The sequence below is a fragment of the Polaromonas sp. P1_H6 genome (genome assembly GCF_056405195.1).
This window is the reverse complement of record NZ_JBFUCN010000012.1, coordinates 120,592-134,242: the sequence shown is the minus strand read 5'-3', so window position 1 is coordinate 134,242 and position 13,651 is coordinate 120,592. Positions and strand designations below refer to the sequence as shown.

General features: G+C 63.2%; 16 protein-coding genes. 2 read left to right on the top strand and 14 right to left on the bottom strand.

Annotated elements, in window-relative coordinates; translation table 11 throughout:
* Positions 1-9: 9 nt before the first annotated feature.
* Both AC1D1F_RS13090 and AC1D1F_RS13085 read right to left on the bottom strand, forming a co-directional pair.
* Positions 10-204, bottom strand: a complete 195-nt coding sequence (locus tag AC1D1F_RS13090) for a hypothetical protein (protein ID WP_477678253.1) — start codon at positions 202-204, stop codon at positions 10-12.
* Between the two features lie 256 nt (positions 205-460).
* Entirely contained in the window at positions 461-661 is a 201-nt protein-coding gene (locus tag AC1D1F_RS13085) for a hypothetical protein (protein ID WP_477678254.1), read from the bottom strand.
* Between AC1D1F_RS13085 and AC1D1F_RS13080 the strand changes: the two genes are divergently transcribed.
* Positions 660-995 (top strand): hypothetical protein, encoded by a 336-nt coding sequence (locus AC1D1F_RS13080; RefSeq protein ID WP_477678255.1) that lies wholly within the window; start codon positions 660-662, stop codon positions 993-995. The two genes, AC1D1F_RS13085 and AC1D1F_RS13080, sit on opposite strands and share 2 nt — an antisense overlap.
* A gap of 16 nt (positions 996-1,011) precedes the next feature.
* Here AC1D1F_RS13080 and dnaB read toward each other — a convergent pair whose 3' ends face one another.
* The 10 genes from dnaB to ppsA all read right to left on the bottom strand — a co-directional run bounded on the left by dnaB (position 1,012) and on the right by ppsA (position 10,162).
* On the bottom strand, positions 1,012-2,424 hold the full coding sequence (dnaB, locus tag AC1D1F_RS13075) for a replicative DNA helicase (protein WP_477654068.1): 1,413 nt from the start codon (positions 2,422-2,424) through the stop codon (positions 1,012-1,014).
* A 180-nt stretch (positions 2,425-2,604) separates the two neighbouring features.
* Complete coding sequence (gene rplI, locus AC1D1F_RS13070) at positions 2,605-3,057, bottom strand: 50S ribosomal protein L9 (RefSeq protein WP_477654069.1); 453 nt, start codon at positions 3,055-3,057, stop codon at positions 2,605-2,607.
* A gap of 11 nt (positions 3,058-3,068) precedes the next feature.
* Positions 3,069-3,353, bottom strand: coding sequence for a 30S ribosomal protein S18 (gene rpsR / locus AC1D1F_RS13065; protein ID WP_011483947.1), 285 nt, complete (start codon positions 3,351-3,353; stop codon positions 3,069-3,071).
* Between the two features lie 10 nt (positions 3,354-3,363).
* Entirely contained in the window at positions 3,364-3,672 is a 309-nt protein-coding gene (priB, locus tag AC1D1F_RS13060; protein WP_477678256.1) for a primosomal replication protein N, read from the bottom strand.
* Positions 3,673-3,732: 60 nt separating this feature from the next.
* On the bottom strand, positions 3,733-4,098 hold the full coding sequence (gene rpsF, locus AC1D1F_RS13055; RefSeq protein WP_007871089.1) for a 30S ribosomal protein S6: 366 nt from the start codon (positions 4,096-4,098) through the stop codon (positions 3,733-3,735).
* Between the two features lie 263 nt (positions 4,099-4,361).
* Positions 4,362-6,473 (bottom strand): sodium:solute symporter family protein, encoded by a 2,112-nt coding sequence (locus AC1D1F_RS13050; RefSeq protein ID WP_477700744.1) that lies wholly within the window; start codon positions 6,471-6,473, stop codon positions 4,362-4,364.
* A complete protein-coding gene (locus AC1D1F_RS13045) occupies positions 6,474-6,731 on the bottom strand; it encodes a DUF4212 domain-containing protein (protein WP_477679273.1) in 258 nt (85 codons plus the stop codon).
* Positions 6,718-7,341 (bottom strand): tetratricopeptide repeat protein, encoded by a 624-nt coding sequence (locus tag AC1D1F_RS13040; protein WP_477697160.1) that lies wholly within the window; start codon positions 7,339-7,341, stop codon positions 6,718-6,720. The genes AC1D1F_RS13045 and AC1D1F_RS13040 overlap by 14 nt, the downstream gene beginning before the upstream one ends.
* The gene (locus AC1D1F_RS13035) at positions 7,338-7,634 is read right to left on the bottom strand and encodes a hypothetical protein (RefSeq protein WP_477700743.1); all 297 of its coding nucleotides are present in this window, start codon (positions 7,632-7,634) and stop codon (positions 7,338-7,340) included. The genes AC1D1F_RS13040 and AC1D1F_RS13035 overlap by 4 nt, the downstream gene beginning before the upstream one ends.
* A 128-nt stretch (positions 7,635-7,762) precedes the next feature.
* The gene (gene ppsA / locus AC1D1F_RS13030) at positions 7,763-10,162 is read right to left on the bottom strand and encodes a phosphoenolpyruvate synthase (protein ID WP_477697158.1); all 2,400 of its coding nucleotides are present in this window, start codon (positions 10,160-10,162) and stop codon (positions 7,763-7,765) included.
* A gap of 187 nt (positions 10,163-10,349) precedes the next feature.
* Between ppsA and ppsR the strand changes: the two genes are divergently transcribed.
* The gene (gene ppsR / locus AC1D1F_RS13025) at positions 10,350-11,171 is read left to right on the top strand and encodes a posphoenolpyruvate synthetase regulatory kinase/phosphorylase PpsR (RefSeq protein WP_477654075.1); all 822 of its coding nucleotides are present in this window, start codon (positions 10,350-10,352) and stop codon (positions 11,169-11,171) included.
* 7 nt (positions 11,172-11,178) lie between these two features.
* Here ppsR and AC1D1F_RS13020 read toward each other — a convergent pair whose 3' ends face one another.
* On the bottom strand, positions 11,179-12,393 hold the full coding sequence (locus AC1D1F_RS13020; RefSeq protein ID WP_477697163.1) for a M20/M25/M40 family metallo-hydrolase: 1,215 nt from the start codon (positions 12,391-12,393) through the stop codon (positions 11,179-11,181).
* A gap of 209 nt (positions 12,394-12,602) precedes the next feature.
* Complete coding sequence (locus AC1D1F_RS13015) at positions 12,603-13,583, bottom strand: GlxA family transcriptional regulator (RefSeq protein ID WP_477676301.1); 981 nt, start codon at positions 13,581-13,583, stop codon at positions 12,603-12,605.
* Positions 13,584-13,651: the final 68 nt, after the last annotated feature.

The window sequence follows — 13,651 nt, the reverse complement described above, 5'->3', positions numbered from 1 at the left end:
AGCCGGCAGTTACCACTTCAGGCCGAACACGATGCTGATCGCGGCGGGGTTGAACCCCGGGCGGCCAGCGAGCTGGGCAATGGCGGTTTCAAGAATGCGGCCTTCCACGACCTTCTGGTTGAGTGAGTGCACGTCCCCTTTGAAATTGGACGTCAGGTTACGCGGCAGGGCATGGGCTTCCGCGTTGTTCGAGGTGGTAGTCATAAGAATTTTCCTTATAGGTTGGTTAACAACTTCACACTTCAAGCGACGGCTCAGGTGCCGGCGAAACGGCCGGACGAAACAAGCTTTGCATCCAGACGAACGTTGATCACGCCTTGCCGTCCCGGCGGATGCTAGCCAGTCTTGGCGGCAAAGAACAGATCGAAAAGAGCGAGCTTCAGGAAATCCGACAAACATTTACCGCGCGCAGACAATTCGCGCGAACTTGCTTGATGAACTCGAATACCTTTCAACGTCTTCATAAGCGCTCAGCAAGCAGCGCGATGAGTCGCGGCAAGAGCAACGACACATAGACCGCGCAGGCCGCACCGAGCGAGATCAAAGTCTGGAGGGGAGAACGATGCAGAAAATCGCGACCGAGAAAAATATCGCGGGCGTCAGCCGCCGCGTCCGATGGGCCTGGTGCCATCCAGCACGCCGTCCAGAGAGGAAGCGGCATGAATGAACGCCTCACGGTTCGCCTGCACAAAATCCTGAGGGCACCCTGGGCGATTCCACCGGTTGACTACTACCGCGTGATCGGAACGGTCCACCGCGGAATGGAGTTCGGCTTTTTGGCCATCACGCGCGACGGCTGTTATCTGCAGGTCAACGGTTCCGTGGTCCAGCGCTTGAACCATGCCGACGTGGACGCCGCCATCGGCAGCGCCGAGCACTTGTCTGCGGCCAGGCCCACGCAAGCCCCGACACCGGCACCGATGCATTCCGCCGGGCCGGTAACGGTCATACGCAAAAAAAGGCGCACGCCCGCTGAAGCGGGCGTTGCGCCTTGACGGCCGTCAGAAAATGCTAGAAATCTCCCGATGCTCCATGCGCCAGGCTTTCGAATTTGGTGATGCGGTTGATGAAGGCCAGTTTCACCGTGCCCGTGGGGCCGTTACGCTGCTTGCTGATGATGACCTCGGCGACGCCGGGCTCCTTGCAAGCCTCTTTGGTGTAGTACTCGTCGCGGTAGATGAACATGATGATGTCGGCGTCCTGCTCGATGGCGCCGGATTCGCGCAGGTCGCTCATCATGGGGCGCTTGTCGGTGCGCGACTCGACGCCGCGGCTGAGCTGCGACAGGGCAATCACCGGGCACTGCAATTCCTTGGCCAGCATCTTCAGGCCGCGCGAGATTTCACCAACGGCGGTGGCGCGGTTCTCGTCGGCCATGCCGCCGGACACGCTCATGAGCTGCAAATAGTCGACCACGATAAGGCCGAGCTTGCCGCACTGCCGAGCCAGGCGCCGGGCATTGGCGCGTAGCTCGCTCACGGTGAGGCCTGGCGTTTCATCAATGTGCAGCGAAACGGTGCGCAGCTTTTCAATCGCTTCTGTCAGGCGCGGCCACTCTTCGTCGGTCAGGCCGCCGGTGCGCAAATGGGTTTGGTCGATGCGGCCGATAGAGCCGACGATACGCACGGCGAGCTGGGAGGCGCCCATTTCCATGGAAAACACCGCTACCGGCAGGCCTTCGTTGAGCGCAACATGCTCGGCGATGTTGATGGCCAGCGCGGTCTTGCCCATGGACGGGCGCGCCGCCAGGATCACCAGGTCGCCGGCCTGGAAGCCGGAGGTCATCTGGTCGAGGTCCCTGAAACCCGTGGGTACGCCGGTGACGTCCTGCGGGTTTTCGGCCATCTCGGTCACGCGGTCCAGCAGGCTCACGACCAGCGTGTCCATGCTCTGGAAACCTTCCTTCATGCGTGAACCCTGCTCGCCGATCTTGAAGATCTTCTGCTCGGCTTCGTCGAGGATGGTGGCGACGTCCTTGCCCTGCGGGTTGAAGGCGTTGGTGGCGATTTCGTCGGATGCCGAGACCAGCTTGCGCAGGATGGAGCGCTCGCGCACGATTTCCGCATAACGGCGGATGTTGCTGGCGCTCGGTACGTACTGCGCAAGTGAATTCAAATAGCTCAGGCCCCCTACCTCATCGGCCTTGCCCTGGTTCTGCAGGTATTCGTAGACGGTGATGATGTCGGCCGGCTTGGTGGCGTTGATCAGCGCGCCTATGGCGCCATAAATCAGCTTGTGTTCGGAACGGTAGAAGTCCTCGTCAACCAACAGGTCGCCCACCCGGTCCCAGGCGCCGTTGTCGAGCAGCAAGCCCCCCAGGACACTGGATTCGCCCTCGATGGAATGCGGCGGGATGCGCAGCTGGGCGATCTGGCGGTCGGGGCTGTAGCCGGGATCGTCATAGGTGGAAAGTACGGCGGACATGGGTTTCCTTGGGAGAGGGTGAATGGTACGCCGGGAGCGCAAAACACCGCGGGATAAGGCTGTGGATAACCAGGGGAAATCGGGTGGAAATACGGCGGGAAGATGTGCACAGCCGGCGCCGGCGGCCGGCCATGAAAAAAGCCGCTCGGCGAGCGGCTTTTTGAGTGAGGGAGAAAACGCTTAAGCGGTTTCGCCGTACACGGTGACGGTGATGTCCACAGCCACGTCGGTGTGCAGCGCCACGGTCACAGCGTGATCGCCAACGATCTTCAGCGGGCCGTTAGGCATGCGGATCTGCGACTTCAGGACAGGGAAGCCCTGCTTGGTCAGCTCAGCCGAGATGTCGTGGTTGGTGACGGAACCGAACAGGCGGCCGTCAACACCGGCTTTTTGCGTGAGCTTGACGGTGGTGCCGCCCAGCTTTTCGCCCTGGGCTTGCATCTCGGCCAGCTTGGCGGCCGCAGCCTTTTCGAGTTCGACGCGCTTGGCTTCGAATTCGGCCTTGTTGGCTTCGGTGGCGCGGCGTGCGCGGCCCGAAGGGATCAGGAAGTTGCGTGCATAGCCGTCTTTGACCTTGACGATTTCGCCGAGGTTGCCGAGGTTCACGACTTTGTCGAGCAGAATGATTTGCATGGTCGCGCTCCTTACAGGCTACGGTGCTGGTCGCTGTAAGGCAGCATCGCGAGGAAGCGAGCGCGCTTGACGGCGGTGTTGATCTGGCGCTGGAAAATCGCGCGCGTGCCGGTCAGGCGGGCGGGGATGATTTTTCCGTTTTCGGCGACGAAATCGCGCAAGGTGTCGATGTCCTTGTAATCGATTTCTTCAACGCCGGCAGCGGTGAAGCGGCAAAAGCGCTTGCGCTTGAACAGCAGGGATTGGGTATTGCGCTTGGGGCGCTTGTCTTTGTTGAAACGTTTTGGTCCGGCCATGATGGACTCCTTAAATGGGGTTCGGTACTTGCTCTACCTTGTGCAGAGCTTGAATGTGGAAAACAACGCCTTTGCTGGTGCGCGCATTGATGAGGAAACCGGTGAACCTGAAGGGCTGGCCTAGCGGAGATTTGGCTGATTGCTCAGCCAGCGTTCCGAAGGCAACCGCCCTGACCGTCAACGTGACCTGCCTGGTGACTCCGGCTTCGACGACTTCGGACTCGTGTTCGAGAACGAAGTTGGCGGCGGGAATTCCAGCGGGCGTGTAGCGAAGAGGACTTGCCTCGGCGATACATGCGGTCAGTTCAACGTGGTTCACTGCGGGCTTTTGCTCAATGGCAGCTGCGCGGCAGCGAGGCGTTCAACAGCATGGTGGCAATTAAGCCGCATACTCCTGCTGTTGGGCTTTACGGGCTTCTTCCCTCTCGACATTGCGCATCATGAGGGATGGGCCGGTTTCGGCCTTTTTCTTGACCACGGTCAGGTGGCGCAACACGGCATCGTTGAACTTGAACGCGTGTTCAATTTCTTCCATCACAGCCTGGCTGGCTTCGATGTTGATGCAGAGGTAGTGGGCTTTGGCCAGTTTCTGGATCAGGTACACCAGCTGGCGGCGGCCCCAATCTTCAACACGGTGCACTTTTCCACCGCCGGCGGTGATCATGCCCTTGTAACGTTCCAGCATGGCTGGGACTTGCTCGCTTTGATCCGGGTGGATCAGCAAGACGATCTCATAGTGACGCATAAACTCTCCTTGTGGTTGATTGAAGCTGCCCCAGCGTCGTTAAGGGTGCAGCAAGGCGAAGCCCAAGAGTATAGCATGCCCCCACGCTCCCCCACTTCGTGTGGGTCGCTGCCCCCCGAGGGGGCCGCCCGCCTGCGGTCTGGCAAAGCCAGTCCCGCGGCTCATGCTGACAAAGACGGGGAGGAGCCGGACTCTTCCCACTTGAGGGGGGAAAGGCCCTGAAAAGCGCCGAAAAGGATGGCTGGCCTGCTTTTTCCGGGGTTTCAGAGCCTCTTTAGGTCCGGGTAGCGGATGTATTCGACCAATTCCTGGATTTTCTGGCTGGGGGGCCGGGTGATCAGGCTGACCAGCACGATCACCGCAAAACCCACCGGGACGCCGAAAAGCCCGGCTGAAATCGGGTCTATGCCCCACCACAGCTGCACCGGCGAGGTGATGCCGAAGGTGGCGCGTAGCCAGGGCTGGTTGGTGAACATGTAATAGGAGGTCACGCCCAGGCCGGAAACCATGCCCAGCACCGCCCCTATGCCGTTGGCGCGCTTCCAGAAGATTCCCAGGCTGAGCGCCGGGAAGAAGGAGGCGGCGGCGAAGGAAAACGCCGCCGACACCAGGAACAGGATGTCCGCCGGCTTTTGCGCCGCCACATAGGCCGCCAGCAGGGCCACGATGAGCAGCAGTATCTTGGACACCGTGACCCGGCTCACGGTGGAGGCGTTGGGATCGATCATCTTGTAATAGAGGTCGTGGCCCAGCGCGTTGGCAATCGTCAATAGCAGGCCATCGGCGGTCGACAGCGCGGCCGCCAACCCGCCGGCCGCCACCAGGCCCGAAATCACATAGGGAAGCCCCGCCAGTTCGGGCGTGAGCAGCACGATGATGTCGCCGCCTATGGTCATTTCATTGAGCTGCAGGATGTTGTCGCGGTTGATATCGGCCACCGACAGCAGGCCCGGGTCGATCCGGCTCCAGGCATTGACCCAGGACGGAAGCTGGTCAAAGCGCGTGCCGACCAGCACCGTGAAGATTTCATACTTCACCAGCACAGCCAGCGCCGGCGCCGTGAAATACAGCAAAAAGATGAAAAACAGCGACCAGGTGACCGACTGCCGCGCCTCGCGCACGCTGGGCACCGTGTAATAACGCATCAGGATGTGCGGCAAGGCGGCCGTGCCCACCATGAGGCAGAACACCAGCGCCAGGAAGTTGCGGCGGGACGTGTCGTAGGTTTCCTGCTCCTTGGGCGTGCCATCGGGATCGCCCGAGAACTGCGCCGCATGGGCGGGCATGCCGTTGAGCGGCAGGGTCTTGGCCTCGGCTGCCGCCCTGGCGGCCGTCCAGGCCTTGACGGCCGCTGCCTCGTCCCTGGGCATGGTGGCCAGGGCCTTGGCCGCCGAGCTGATTTCGGCCACAGAGGCATTGCCGCCTTTGAGCTGCTCCATGCGTTTGGCGGCGGCCAGTTTGTCGGCGGCCAGCGATTCGGCCGGATGGGCCAGCTTGCTGGACAGCGCCTCCGCGCGCTGCCTGAACAGCTCGCGCACCTGCAGTTCCTTGGGGTCCTCGGCCAGCTCTTTTTCCTTGGCGCTGACCTTTTCGAGCTGAAAACCGTAGACCAGTTGCGGCACCGGAACGCCGGTCTGCTTGACCGACAGCCACACCACCGGGATCAGGTAGGCCACCACCAGGATGATGTACTGGGCCACCTGTGTCCAGGTGACGGCACGCATGCCGCCCAGGAAAGAACACACCAGGATGCCGCCCAGGCCCAGGAAGATGCCTAATTCGAAGGCGATGCCGGTCAGGTAGGAGGTGATCAGGCCCACGCCGTAAATCTGCGCGACCAGGTAGGTGAAGGAGCACAGGATGGCGGCAGCCACGCCAATGAGGCGCGGCAGGCTGCCACCGTAACGCTCCCCCAGGAAGTCCGGAATGGTGAACTGGCCGAACTTGCGCAGGTAAGGCGCCAGCACCAGCGCGACCAGGCAATAGCCGCCGGTCCAGCCCATGATGAAGGCCAGGCCGTTGTAGCCCGTGAGGTAGAGCGTTCCCGCCAGGCCGATGAAGGATGCGGCCGACATCCAGTCGGCACCGGTGGCCATGCCGTTGTAGACCGCCGGCACGCGCCGGCCCGCCACATAATATTCGCCCGCGTCGGTGGTGCGGCTCATGATGCCTATGCCCGCGTACAAGCCAATCGTGGCCAGCAGGAAGGCCGTGCCTATCCACAGGCGCGGCAGGCCCATGCGCTCCAGGCCCGCGAGGATGAGCACGAACGCCACCAGACCCACGGTGTACCAGCGGTAGACGCGGTTGAGCTGCGCCTTGAACTGCTGGCTGGAGAGCAAAACCCCGTCGCGCGAACCAAAGAAGCCGGCCATCTAGTCCCCGTCCGCCACGTCGTGTTCGATGTCGAGCCGGTTCATGTACCAAGCGTAAAAGCCGATGATCAGGCAGTACACCAGCAAAGCGCCCTGCGCGCCCATCCAGAAGCTGAAAGGCCAGCCGAAAAACCGGAAACTCAGCGCGCGCGCGAAGTAGCTCACGCCGAAAGTCACGCTGAACCAGACCAGCAGCAGCACGGCTGTCACCACCAGGGTTTTGCGCCAATAGCGGCGGTGGCTGTCAGCCGGCTGCATGACCTGCCTCGCTCGTGGACGCCCTGCCCGCCTGCAGCGCCGCGGCGTTTTCACGCTCCAGTTGCGCGGCCACGCGCGGCTCGAAACGCCGCAGGTGGGCAATGACCTTGCGCGCCTTGCCCGCCTCGCCCAGCGCCAGCCAGACCTGCGCGAGCCGGTACCAGCCATAGGGGCCCAGCGGCTGCAGCGCGGTATTGCGCTCCAGCGCCTCGGCGGCTTCCTGCCAGCGCTGCTGGTGGATATGGACCAGCGCCAGGCCGTACCAGGCCCGGTCCAGGCGCGGGTCCAGCGCCAGCGCGCGTTCGAAGGCCGGGCCGGCTTCTTCGTGGCGGCCGGCCTGTTGCAGCACATAGCCGAGGTTGAACCAGCCGGAGGCCTGTAGCGGCCAGGCGCAGGTGAGCTGCCGCAGGCTGGCAATCGCCTCCTGCGTGAGATGCAGCTGCGCCTCCACATGGCCACGGCTGGCCAGGGCATAAGGATCGACAGGCCGCAGGCACAGCATCTGCGCGAATTTCGGCAAGGCGGCCGTGCGCTTGCCAGCTGCCAACAGCAGCAAGGCCTGCGCTTTCAGGAAGTGATAGTGCAAGAACGGCGCGGCCTGCAAATTCATTTGCACAGCGCCACCCCGATTTCCAGGCAGATGCGGATTTTCGCGACGGCGGCTGCAAGCCAGAGCATCGCCAGTACCAGGAAGGCCACCAGCGGCAGGTGGCGCTCCAGCACCACGGGCGGCGAAATCCAGCGCGCCGCCCTCACCCAGGGCCGGCCCAGCAGTTGCAGCAGGCGGTAAAAAAAATTGCTGTCGCGTCCCGCGCCGGCCAGCAAGCCCACCACCCATTGGCCGGCCAGCGCGAGTAGCGCAATTTCAGCAAGCAGTTTGGCGGTGGTGGCGGCGGCGAGCATGGCTGATGGCTGATGGCAGACAAGGAAAAGCGGTGCTTCCGATTGTCATCGGAGGCACCGCCAATTACTCGCCGCGAGCGGCGCCGGCCTCCGGGGGTTTTCCCTCGGTCAGCCCGCGAGGGACCTGCCTAGCCGGCCAGTTGCTTCCAGGTGGTTATCACGGTATCGGGATTCAGCGAAATCGAGCCTATGCCCTGCTCCTTGAGCCACAAGGCAAAGTCGGGATGGTCGCTGGGGCCCTGGCCGCAGATGCCGACGTATTTGTTGGCACGCTTGCAAGCGGCAATGGCCTGGCTCAGCAGCGCCTTGACCGCCGGATCGCGTTCGTCAAAGTCTTTGGCCAGGATGTCCAGACCCGAGTCGCGGTCCAGGCCCAGCGTGAGCTGGGTCAGGTCGTTGGAGCCTATGGAGAAGCCGTCGAAATACTCGAGGAACTGGTCGGCCAGCACCGCGTTGCTCGGCACCTCGCACATCATGATGATTTTCAGGCCTTGCTCGCCGCGCTTGAGGCCGTGTTTAGCCAGCAGTTCCGTCACGGCCTTGGCCTGGCCCAGGGTGCGCACAAAAGGCACCATCACCTCGACGTTGGTCAGGCCCATGTCGTTGCGCACGCGCTTGAGCGCTTCGCATTCCATGGCAAAGGCCTCGGCGAAATCCGGGCTCAGGTAGCGCGCCGCGCCGCGGAAACCCAGCATCGGGTTTTCTTCCTCGGGCTCGTAGCGCGAGCCGCCTATCAGCTTGCGGTACTCGTTGGACTTGAAGTCCGACAGGCGCACGATCACCGGCTTGGGCCAGAAGGCCGCACCAATCGTGGCAATGCCTTCAGCCACCTTGTCGACATAAAAGGCACGCGGCGAGGCATGGCCGCGGGCCACGCTCTCCACGGCCTTTTTCAGGTCGGCGTCGATGTTGGGGTACTCCAGGATCGCCTTGGGGTGCACGCCGATGTTGTTGTTGATGATGAACTCCAGCCGCGCCAGGCCCACGCCGTGGTTGGGTACCTGGCAGAAGTCAAAGGCCAGCTGCGGGTTGCCCACGTTCATCATGATCTTGAGGTCTATCGGCGGCATCGCGCCGCGCTGCACCTCGGTCACCTCGGTTTCGAGCAGGCCGTCATAGATGTTGCCGGTGTCGCCCTCAGCGCAGCTCACCGTCACCAGCATGCCGTCCTTGAGCGTCTCGGTCGCGTCGCCGCAGCCGACCACGGCCGGGATGCCGAGTTCGCGCGCGATGATGGCCGCGTGGCAGGTGCGGCCGCCGCGGTTGGTGACGATGGCGCTGGCGCGCTTCATCACCGGCTCCCAGTTCGGGTCGGTCATGTCGGTGACCAGGATGTCACCGGCCTGCACCTGGTCCATGTCCTTGATGTCATGCACGATGCGGACCGGGCCGGTGCCGATTTTCTGGCCGATCGCCCTGCCCTCAGCCAATACCGTGCCGGTGCCCTTGAGCGTATAGCGCTGCTCGGCCTTGCCCTTGGCCTGGCTCTTCACCGTCTCGGGGCGCGCCTGCAGGATGTAGAGCTGGCCGTCGGTGCCGTCCTTTCCCCATTCGATGTCCATGGGGCGGCCGTAGTGCGCCTCGATGATCAGCGCGTAGCGCGCCAGTTGCTCGACGTCCTCGTCGCTCAGCGAATAGCGGTTGCGCAGCTCGGTCGGTACGTCGGTGGTCTTGACCAGCTTGCCGCCGGATTTTTTCTCTTCCGGCGTGGTGAATTCCATCTGCAGCAGCTTGCTGCCCAGGTTGCGGCGGATCACCGCGCGCTTGCCGGCCTTGAGCATGGGCTTGTGCACGTAGAACTCGTCGGGGTTGACGGCGCCCTGCACCACGGTTTCGCCCAGGCCGTAGCTGGAGGTGATGAAGACCACGTCTTCAAAGCCGCTTTCCGTGTCTATGGTGAACATCACGCCGGCCGCGCCCTTGTCGCTGCGCACCATGCGCTGGATACCGGCCGACAGCGCCACGTCGGAATGGGCGAAGCCCTGGTGCACGCGGTAGCTGATGGCGCGGTCGTTGTAGAGCGAGGCGAACACCTCTTTCATCTTGTGCAGCACGTCCTCGATGCCGACCACGTTCAGGAAGGTTTCCTGTTGGCCCGCGAAGGACGCGTCGGGCAAATCCTCGGCCGTGGCGGAGGAGCGCACCGCGAAGCTGGCCTGGGCATTGCCGGCACTCAGGACGGCGAAGCTGTCCCGCACGGCTTTTTCAAGGTCGGCCGGAAAAGGCTGGGCTTCGACCAGCGCGCGGATTTTGGCGCCCGCCTCGGCCAGGGCACGCACGTCGTCGGTGTTGAGCGCGTCCAGCACACCGTTGATTTTTTTGTCCAGCCCGTCGTGGGCCAGGAACACGCGGAAGGCATGCGCCGTGGTGGCGAATCCGGTGGGCACCCGCACGCCCTGGGGACCGGTGGGCAGTTGCGAGATCATCTCGCCGAGGCTGGCGTTCTTACCGCCAACGGCCTCGACGTCTGTCATCCTCAGGTTTTCAAACGGTACGACCAGGGCGGTCGCCTCAAACAGATTGGACATGAAAATACTCCGGGAGGTTTAAAAACCGGGGAATTCACCATGCGCGGCAGGCAACCTTGTTGTTGTTCGAGGGGGTTGTGGCGGGGCATGGCGTGACAAACTGGATAATTGGCCCAATTGTAGGGGCGAGCCGCCGGATGTGCCGCGTCAGCCTTTCACCCAGCTTTCAATCAGCCAAACACCCACCATGTCCCAACGCACCGTGTTTTTCATCTCCGACGGCACCGGCATCACCGCGGAAACCTTTGGTAACGCCATCCTGGCGCAATTCGAATTCAAGCCGCGCCATGTCCGCTTGCCCTTTATCGACAGCGTGGACAAGGCCCACCAGGCGATACGGCAGATCAACCACACGGCTGAAGTCGAGGGCAAACGCCCCATCGTCTTCACCACGCTGGTCAACATGGAAATCCTGGCCGTCATCAAAACCCACTGCAACGGCATGCTGCTGGACATGTTCGGCATGTTCGTGGCGCCGCTGGAGGGCGAACTAGGCATCAAGTCCAACCACCGCGTGGGCCGGTTTTCAGACGCTTCGAAGAGCAAGGAATACGACGACCGCATCGAGGCCATCAACTTCTCGTTGGCGCACGACGACGGCCAGAGCAACCGCGACCTGGAAAACTCGGACGTGATCCTGGTGGGCGTGAGCCGCAGCGGCAAGACGCCGACTTCGCTCTACCTTGCCATGCAATACGGCCTCAAGGCCTCGAATTACCCGCTGATCCCGGAAGATTTCGAGCGCCGCCAGCTGCCGCCGGCGCTGGTGCCGCACCGCAAGAAGATCTTCGGCCTGACCATCGCGCCTGAGCGCCTGGCGCAAATACGCAATGAACGCCGGCCCAACTCGAAATACGCGAGCCTGGAGAACTGCCGCGACGAAATCCACGAAGCCGAGGCCATGATGCGCCGCGAAGGCATACGCTGGCTCTCGACCACCACCAAGTCGATCGAAGAGATTTCGACCACCATCCTGCAGGAAATCCGGCCCGAGCGGCTCGAGTACTGAACCGGCCTTATTTGGTCAGTTCCACCAGCATGCGCGCCAGCAGGTAAAAGCGCGGAACGATGCTGTCGATCTCGGCGTACTCGTTTTCCGTATGGATTTCACCGCCCACAATGCCGAACCCGTCCAGCGTGGGCGTGCCCACCCCGGCCGACAGGCTGGCGTCGGCCGCGCCGCCGCTGCCTTCCAGCGTCAGCTTGCGGCCGATTTCACCGTAGATCGCCTGGGCCTTGGCCGCCAGCACGTCCTGTTTGGGGGTTTGCGGCATGGGCGGCAGGCCGCGGCTCAAGGTGGTTTTGACCTCAGTGTCGGGGATCAGCTTGTTGGCCGACACCCTCGCCAAATCCTTTTCGATCCGGTCGAACTCCTCGGGGACGGTCACCCGCACGTCGGCCTTGGCGCTGGCGGCATCCGGGATCACATTGGTGCGATCTCCGGCCTTGAGCACCGTGAAATTGATGGTCGTCTGCTTTTCCTTGTTGCCCAGCTTGCCCAGTTGCAGGACCTGGTGCGCCACCTCCATGGCTGCATTGCGGCCGCTGTCGGGCGCGACACCTGCGTGCGCCGACTTGCCCTTGACTTCCACCGTGGCGGTGCCGCCGCCCTTGCGCCAGATCACCAGCCCGTCCGCGGGCCTGCCAGGCTCAAGGTTGAGCGTGACGTCGTGCTGCCTGGCCACTTTTTCGATCAGCGCGGTGGTCATGGCCGAGCCGGTTTCCTCGTTGTTGTCGAGCAAAAAAGTGATCTGTGCGTAGTCCTTGAAATTGAGCTGCTGCAGGATCTTCAGCGCATACAGGCCCGCGATGATGCCGCCCTTGTTGTCCATGACGCCGGGGCCGTAGGCACGGTTGCCCTTGATGTAAAAAGGCTTGGCCGCCGCCGTGCCTTCCTTGAAGACCGTGTCCATATGCGCCATCAGGAGGATTTTGGCCTTGCCGGTGCCCGTCAGCGTGGCCACCACATTCAAGCCGCCCTCGGGTGTTGCCTGGAAGGTCTCGATGCGCGCGCCAAGCTTTTTCAGCTCATCGACGGAAATCGCGCGCACCTGGGCCAGCCCCTTTTCATAGCCCGAGCCGGAATCGATATTGACCAGCTTCTCCAGCAAGGCCAGCGCCTCGCCTTTGTAGCTTTCGGCTTTTTCGAGGACTGCTTTGTCCGCCTGCGCGTGCGCATGGGGAGCGGCGATGCCGAGCGCAAGTCCGATGGACAAGCCAGATGCAAGCATGGTGCTCTTGAAATTAAACCGCATGTCGATGTTCTCCTGCTTGAATGAATAGGGGGATTTGTGATGCACATCCCGTGCCTGTCGCAGGGACGTGAAGAGTGACCATACATCGAGCAAGGATCAGCGTCGATACGCAGTTCCCGCAGCACATCGGCTAAAGCCCCGTTCCCCCAAGCAGACAGGTTGAAGAGCCCGGCTGTCCCGCATCCTCAGGACCGTATACCCGCCGGCCTGTAACGGCTGGGGTTGGCGCCCGCCGACTTGCGCATCAGGCGCCGCAGGGCGGTGGCGTCTTCGTAGCCGACCTGTTCGGCCACTCGCTCTATGCTCATACGGCTGGATTCAATCAGCATGCGGGCGCGATGCAGCCGCACGCTCTGCACCAGCGCCAGCGTGCTCCGGCCGGTGGCTTCGCGCACACGCCGCGACAGGGTTCGCTGCGACATCGCGAACTCGCCGGCCAGCGCCTCCACGCTGGGTGGGTGCGGCAGGGCCGCTTCGATGCGCGCCATCAGCCGCGCCACCAGTTCATTGCCGTTGGAGAGCATGGCCGGCACCACAAACGGGGCCTGCGCCTGCCGCCCGTCTATCAACAGGACGCGCCCCACGGCGTCGGCCAACCCCACGCCGAACTGTGTGCGCAGCAGGTGGAGCATCAAATCGGTCTGCGCGAAGGCGGCGCCCGCCGTGCTCACGGGACCGTCGGCGCAGACCATGCGGTCGGCATCCACGGTGCAGCGCGGCTCCAGGCGGCGCAGCTCGGCCGCCATCCACCAGGACGTGGTGGCGCGCCGCCCGGCCAGCAGGCCTGCGGCTTGCAGCAGGAACACCGCCGAGCAGGAGGCGGCGACACACCCGCCCCGTGCTGCGTGCGCGGCGACGGCCTGGATAACCCGCTGCGCATCGGCGCTCGCCAGCCCGGCCGCGACCGCTTCGGCGTTGTTCAGGCCCAGCCCCGGGATGATCCAGGTCGCCGCATCAGGGCGATAGCGTTTCGGCAGGGCCGCGGTGTCCACGCGCATGCCGCTGCTCAAGGCCACGGCGCCGCCGGACGGCGACAGCACGCGCCAGCCGGGGCGCGCCAGTTTCAGGCGCGGCGCCAGCGAAGCCGCCGCCTGCAGCACGTCGAGCGTGGCGGCCACGCTGGTCGCGAAAGCGCCGGGCAGCACCAGGATGGTGAAATCGGTCATTGACTGAAAAAGCCTCAAAGATGTCGAAACAGACACTCGCAGTTTATCCGCCGGCGGCGTCCAATGCA

Bases quoted from the DNA above. Each gene is read 5' to 3' on its own strand.
- ppsR (WP_477654075.1), top strand. From the start codon at position 10,350: ATGTCCCAACGCACCGTGTTTTTCATCTCCGACGGCACCGGCATCACC.
- AC1D1F_RS13085 (WP_477678254.1), bottom strand. From the start codon at position 661: ATGCCGCTTCCTCTCTGGACGGCGTGCTGGATGGCACCAGGCCCATCG.
- AC1D1F_RS13040 (WP_477697160.1), bottom strand. From the start codon at position 7,341: ATGAATTTGCAGGCCGCGCCGTTCTTGCACTATCACTTCCTGAAAGCG.
- dnaB (WP_477654068.1), bottom strand. From the start codon at position 2,424: ATGTCCGCCGTACTTTCCACCTATGACGATCCCGGCTACAGCCCCGAC.
- AC1D1F_RS13020 (WP_477697163.1), bottom strand. From the start codon at position 12,393: ATGCTTGCATCTGGCTTGTCCATCGGACTTGCGCTCGGCATCGCCGCT.
- AC1D1F_RS13090 (WP_477678253.1), bottom strand. From the start codon at position 204: ATGACTACCACCTCGAACAACGCGGAAGCCCATGCCCTGCCGCGTAAC.
- AC1D1F_RS13050 (WP_477700744.1), bottom strand. From the start codon at position 6,473: ATGGCCGGCTTCTTTGGTTCGCGCGACGGGGTTTTGCTCTCCAGCCAG.
- ppsA (WP_477697158.1), bottom strand. From the start codon at position 10,162: ATGTCCAATCTGTTTGAGGCGACCGCCCTGGTCGTACCGTTTGAAAAC.
- AC1D1F_RS13080 (WP_477678255.1), top strand. From the start codon at position 660: ATGAATGAACGCCTCACGGTTCGCCTGCACAAAATCCTGAGGGCACCC.
- rpsR (WP_011483947.1), bottom strand. From the start codon at position 3,353: ATGGCCGGACCAAAACGTTTCAACAAAGACAAGCGCCCCAAGCGCAAT.
- AC1D1F_RS13015 (WP_477676301.1), bottom strand. From the start codon at position 13,583: ATGACCGATTTCACCATCCTGGTGCTGCCCGGCGCTTTCGCGACCAGC.
- rplI (WP_477654069.1), bottom strand. From the start codon at position 3,057: ATGCAAATCATTCTGCTCGACAAAGTCGTGAACCTCGGCAACCTCGGC.
- AC1D1F_RS13045 (WP_477679273.1), bottom strand. From the start codon at position 6,731: ATGCAGCCGGCTGACAGCCACCGCCGCTATTGGCGCAAAACCCTGGTG.
- AC1D1F_RS13035 (WP_477700743.1), bottom strand. From the start codon at position 7,634: ATGCTCGCCGCCGCCACCACCGCCAAACTGCTTGCTGAAATTGCGCTA.
- rpsF (WP_007871089.1), bottom strand. From the start codon at position 4,098: ATGCGTCACTATGAGATCGTCTTGCTGATCCACCCGGATCAAAGCGAG.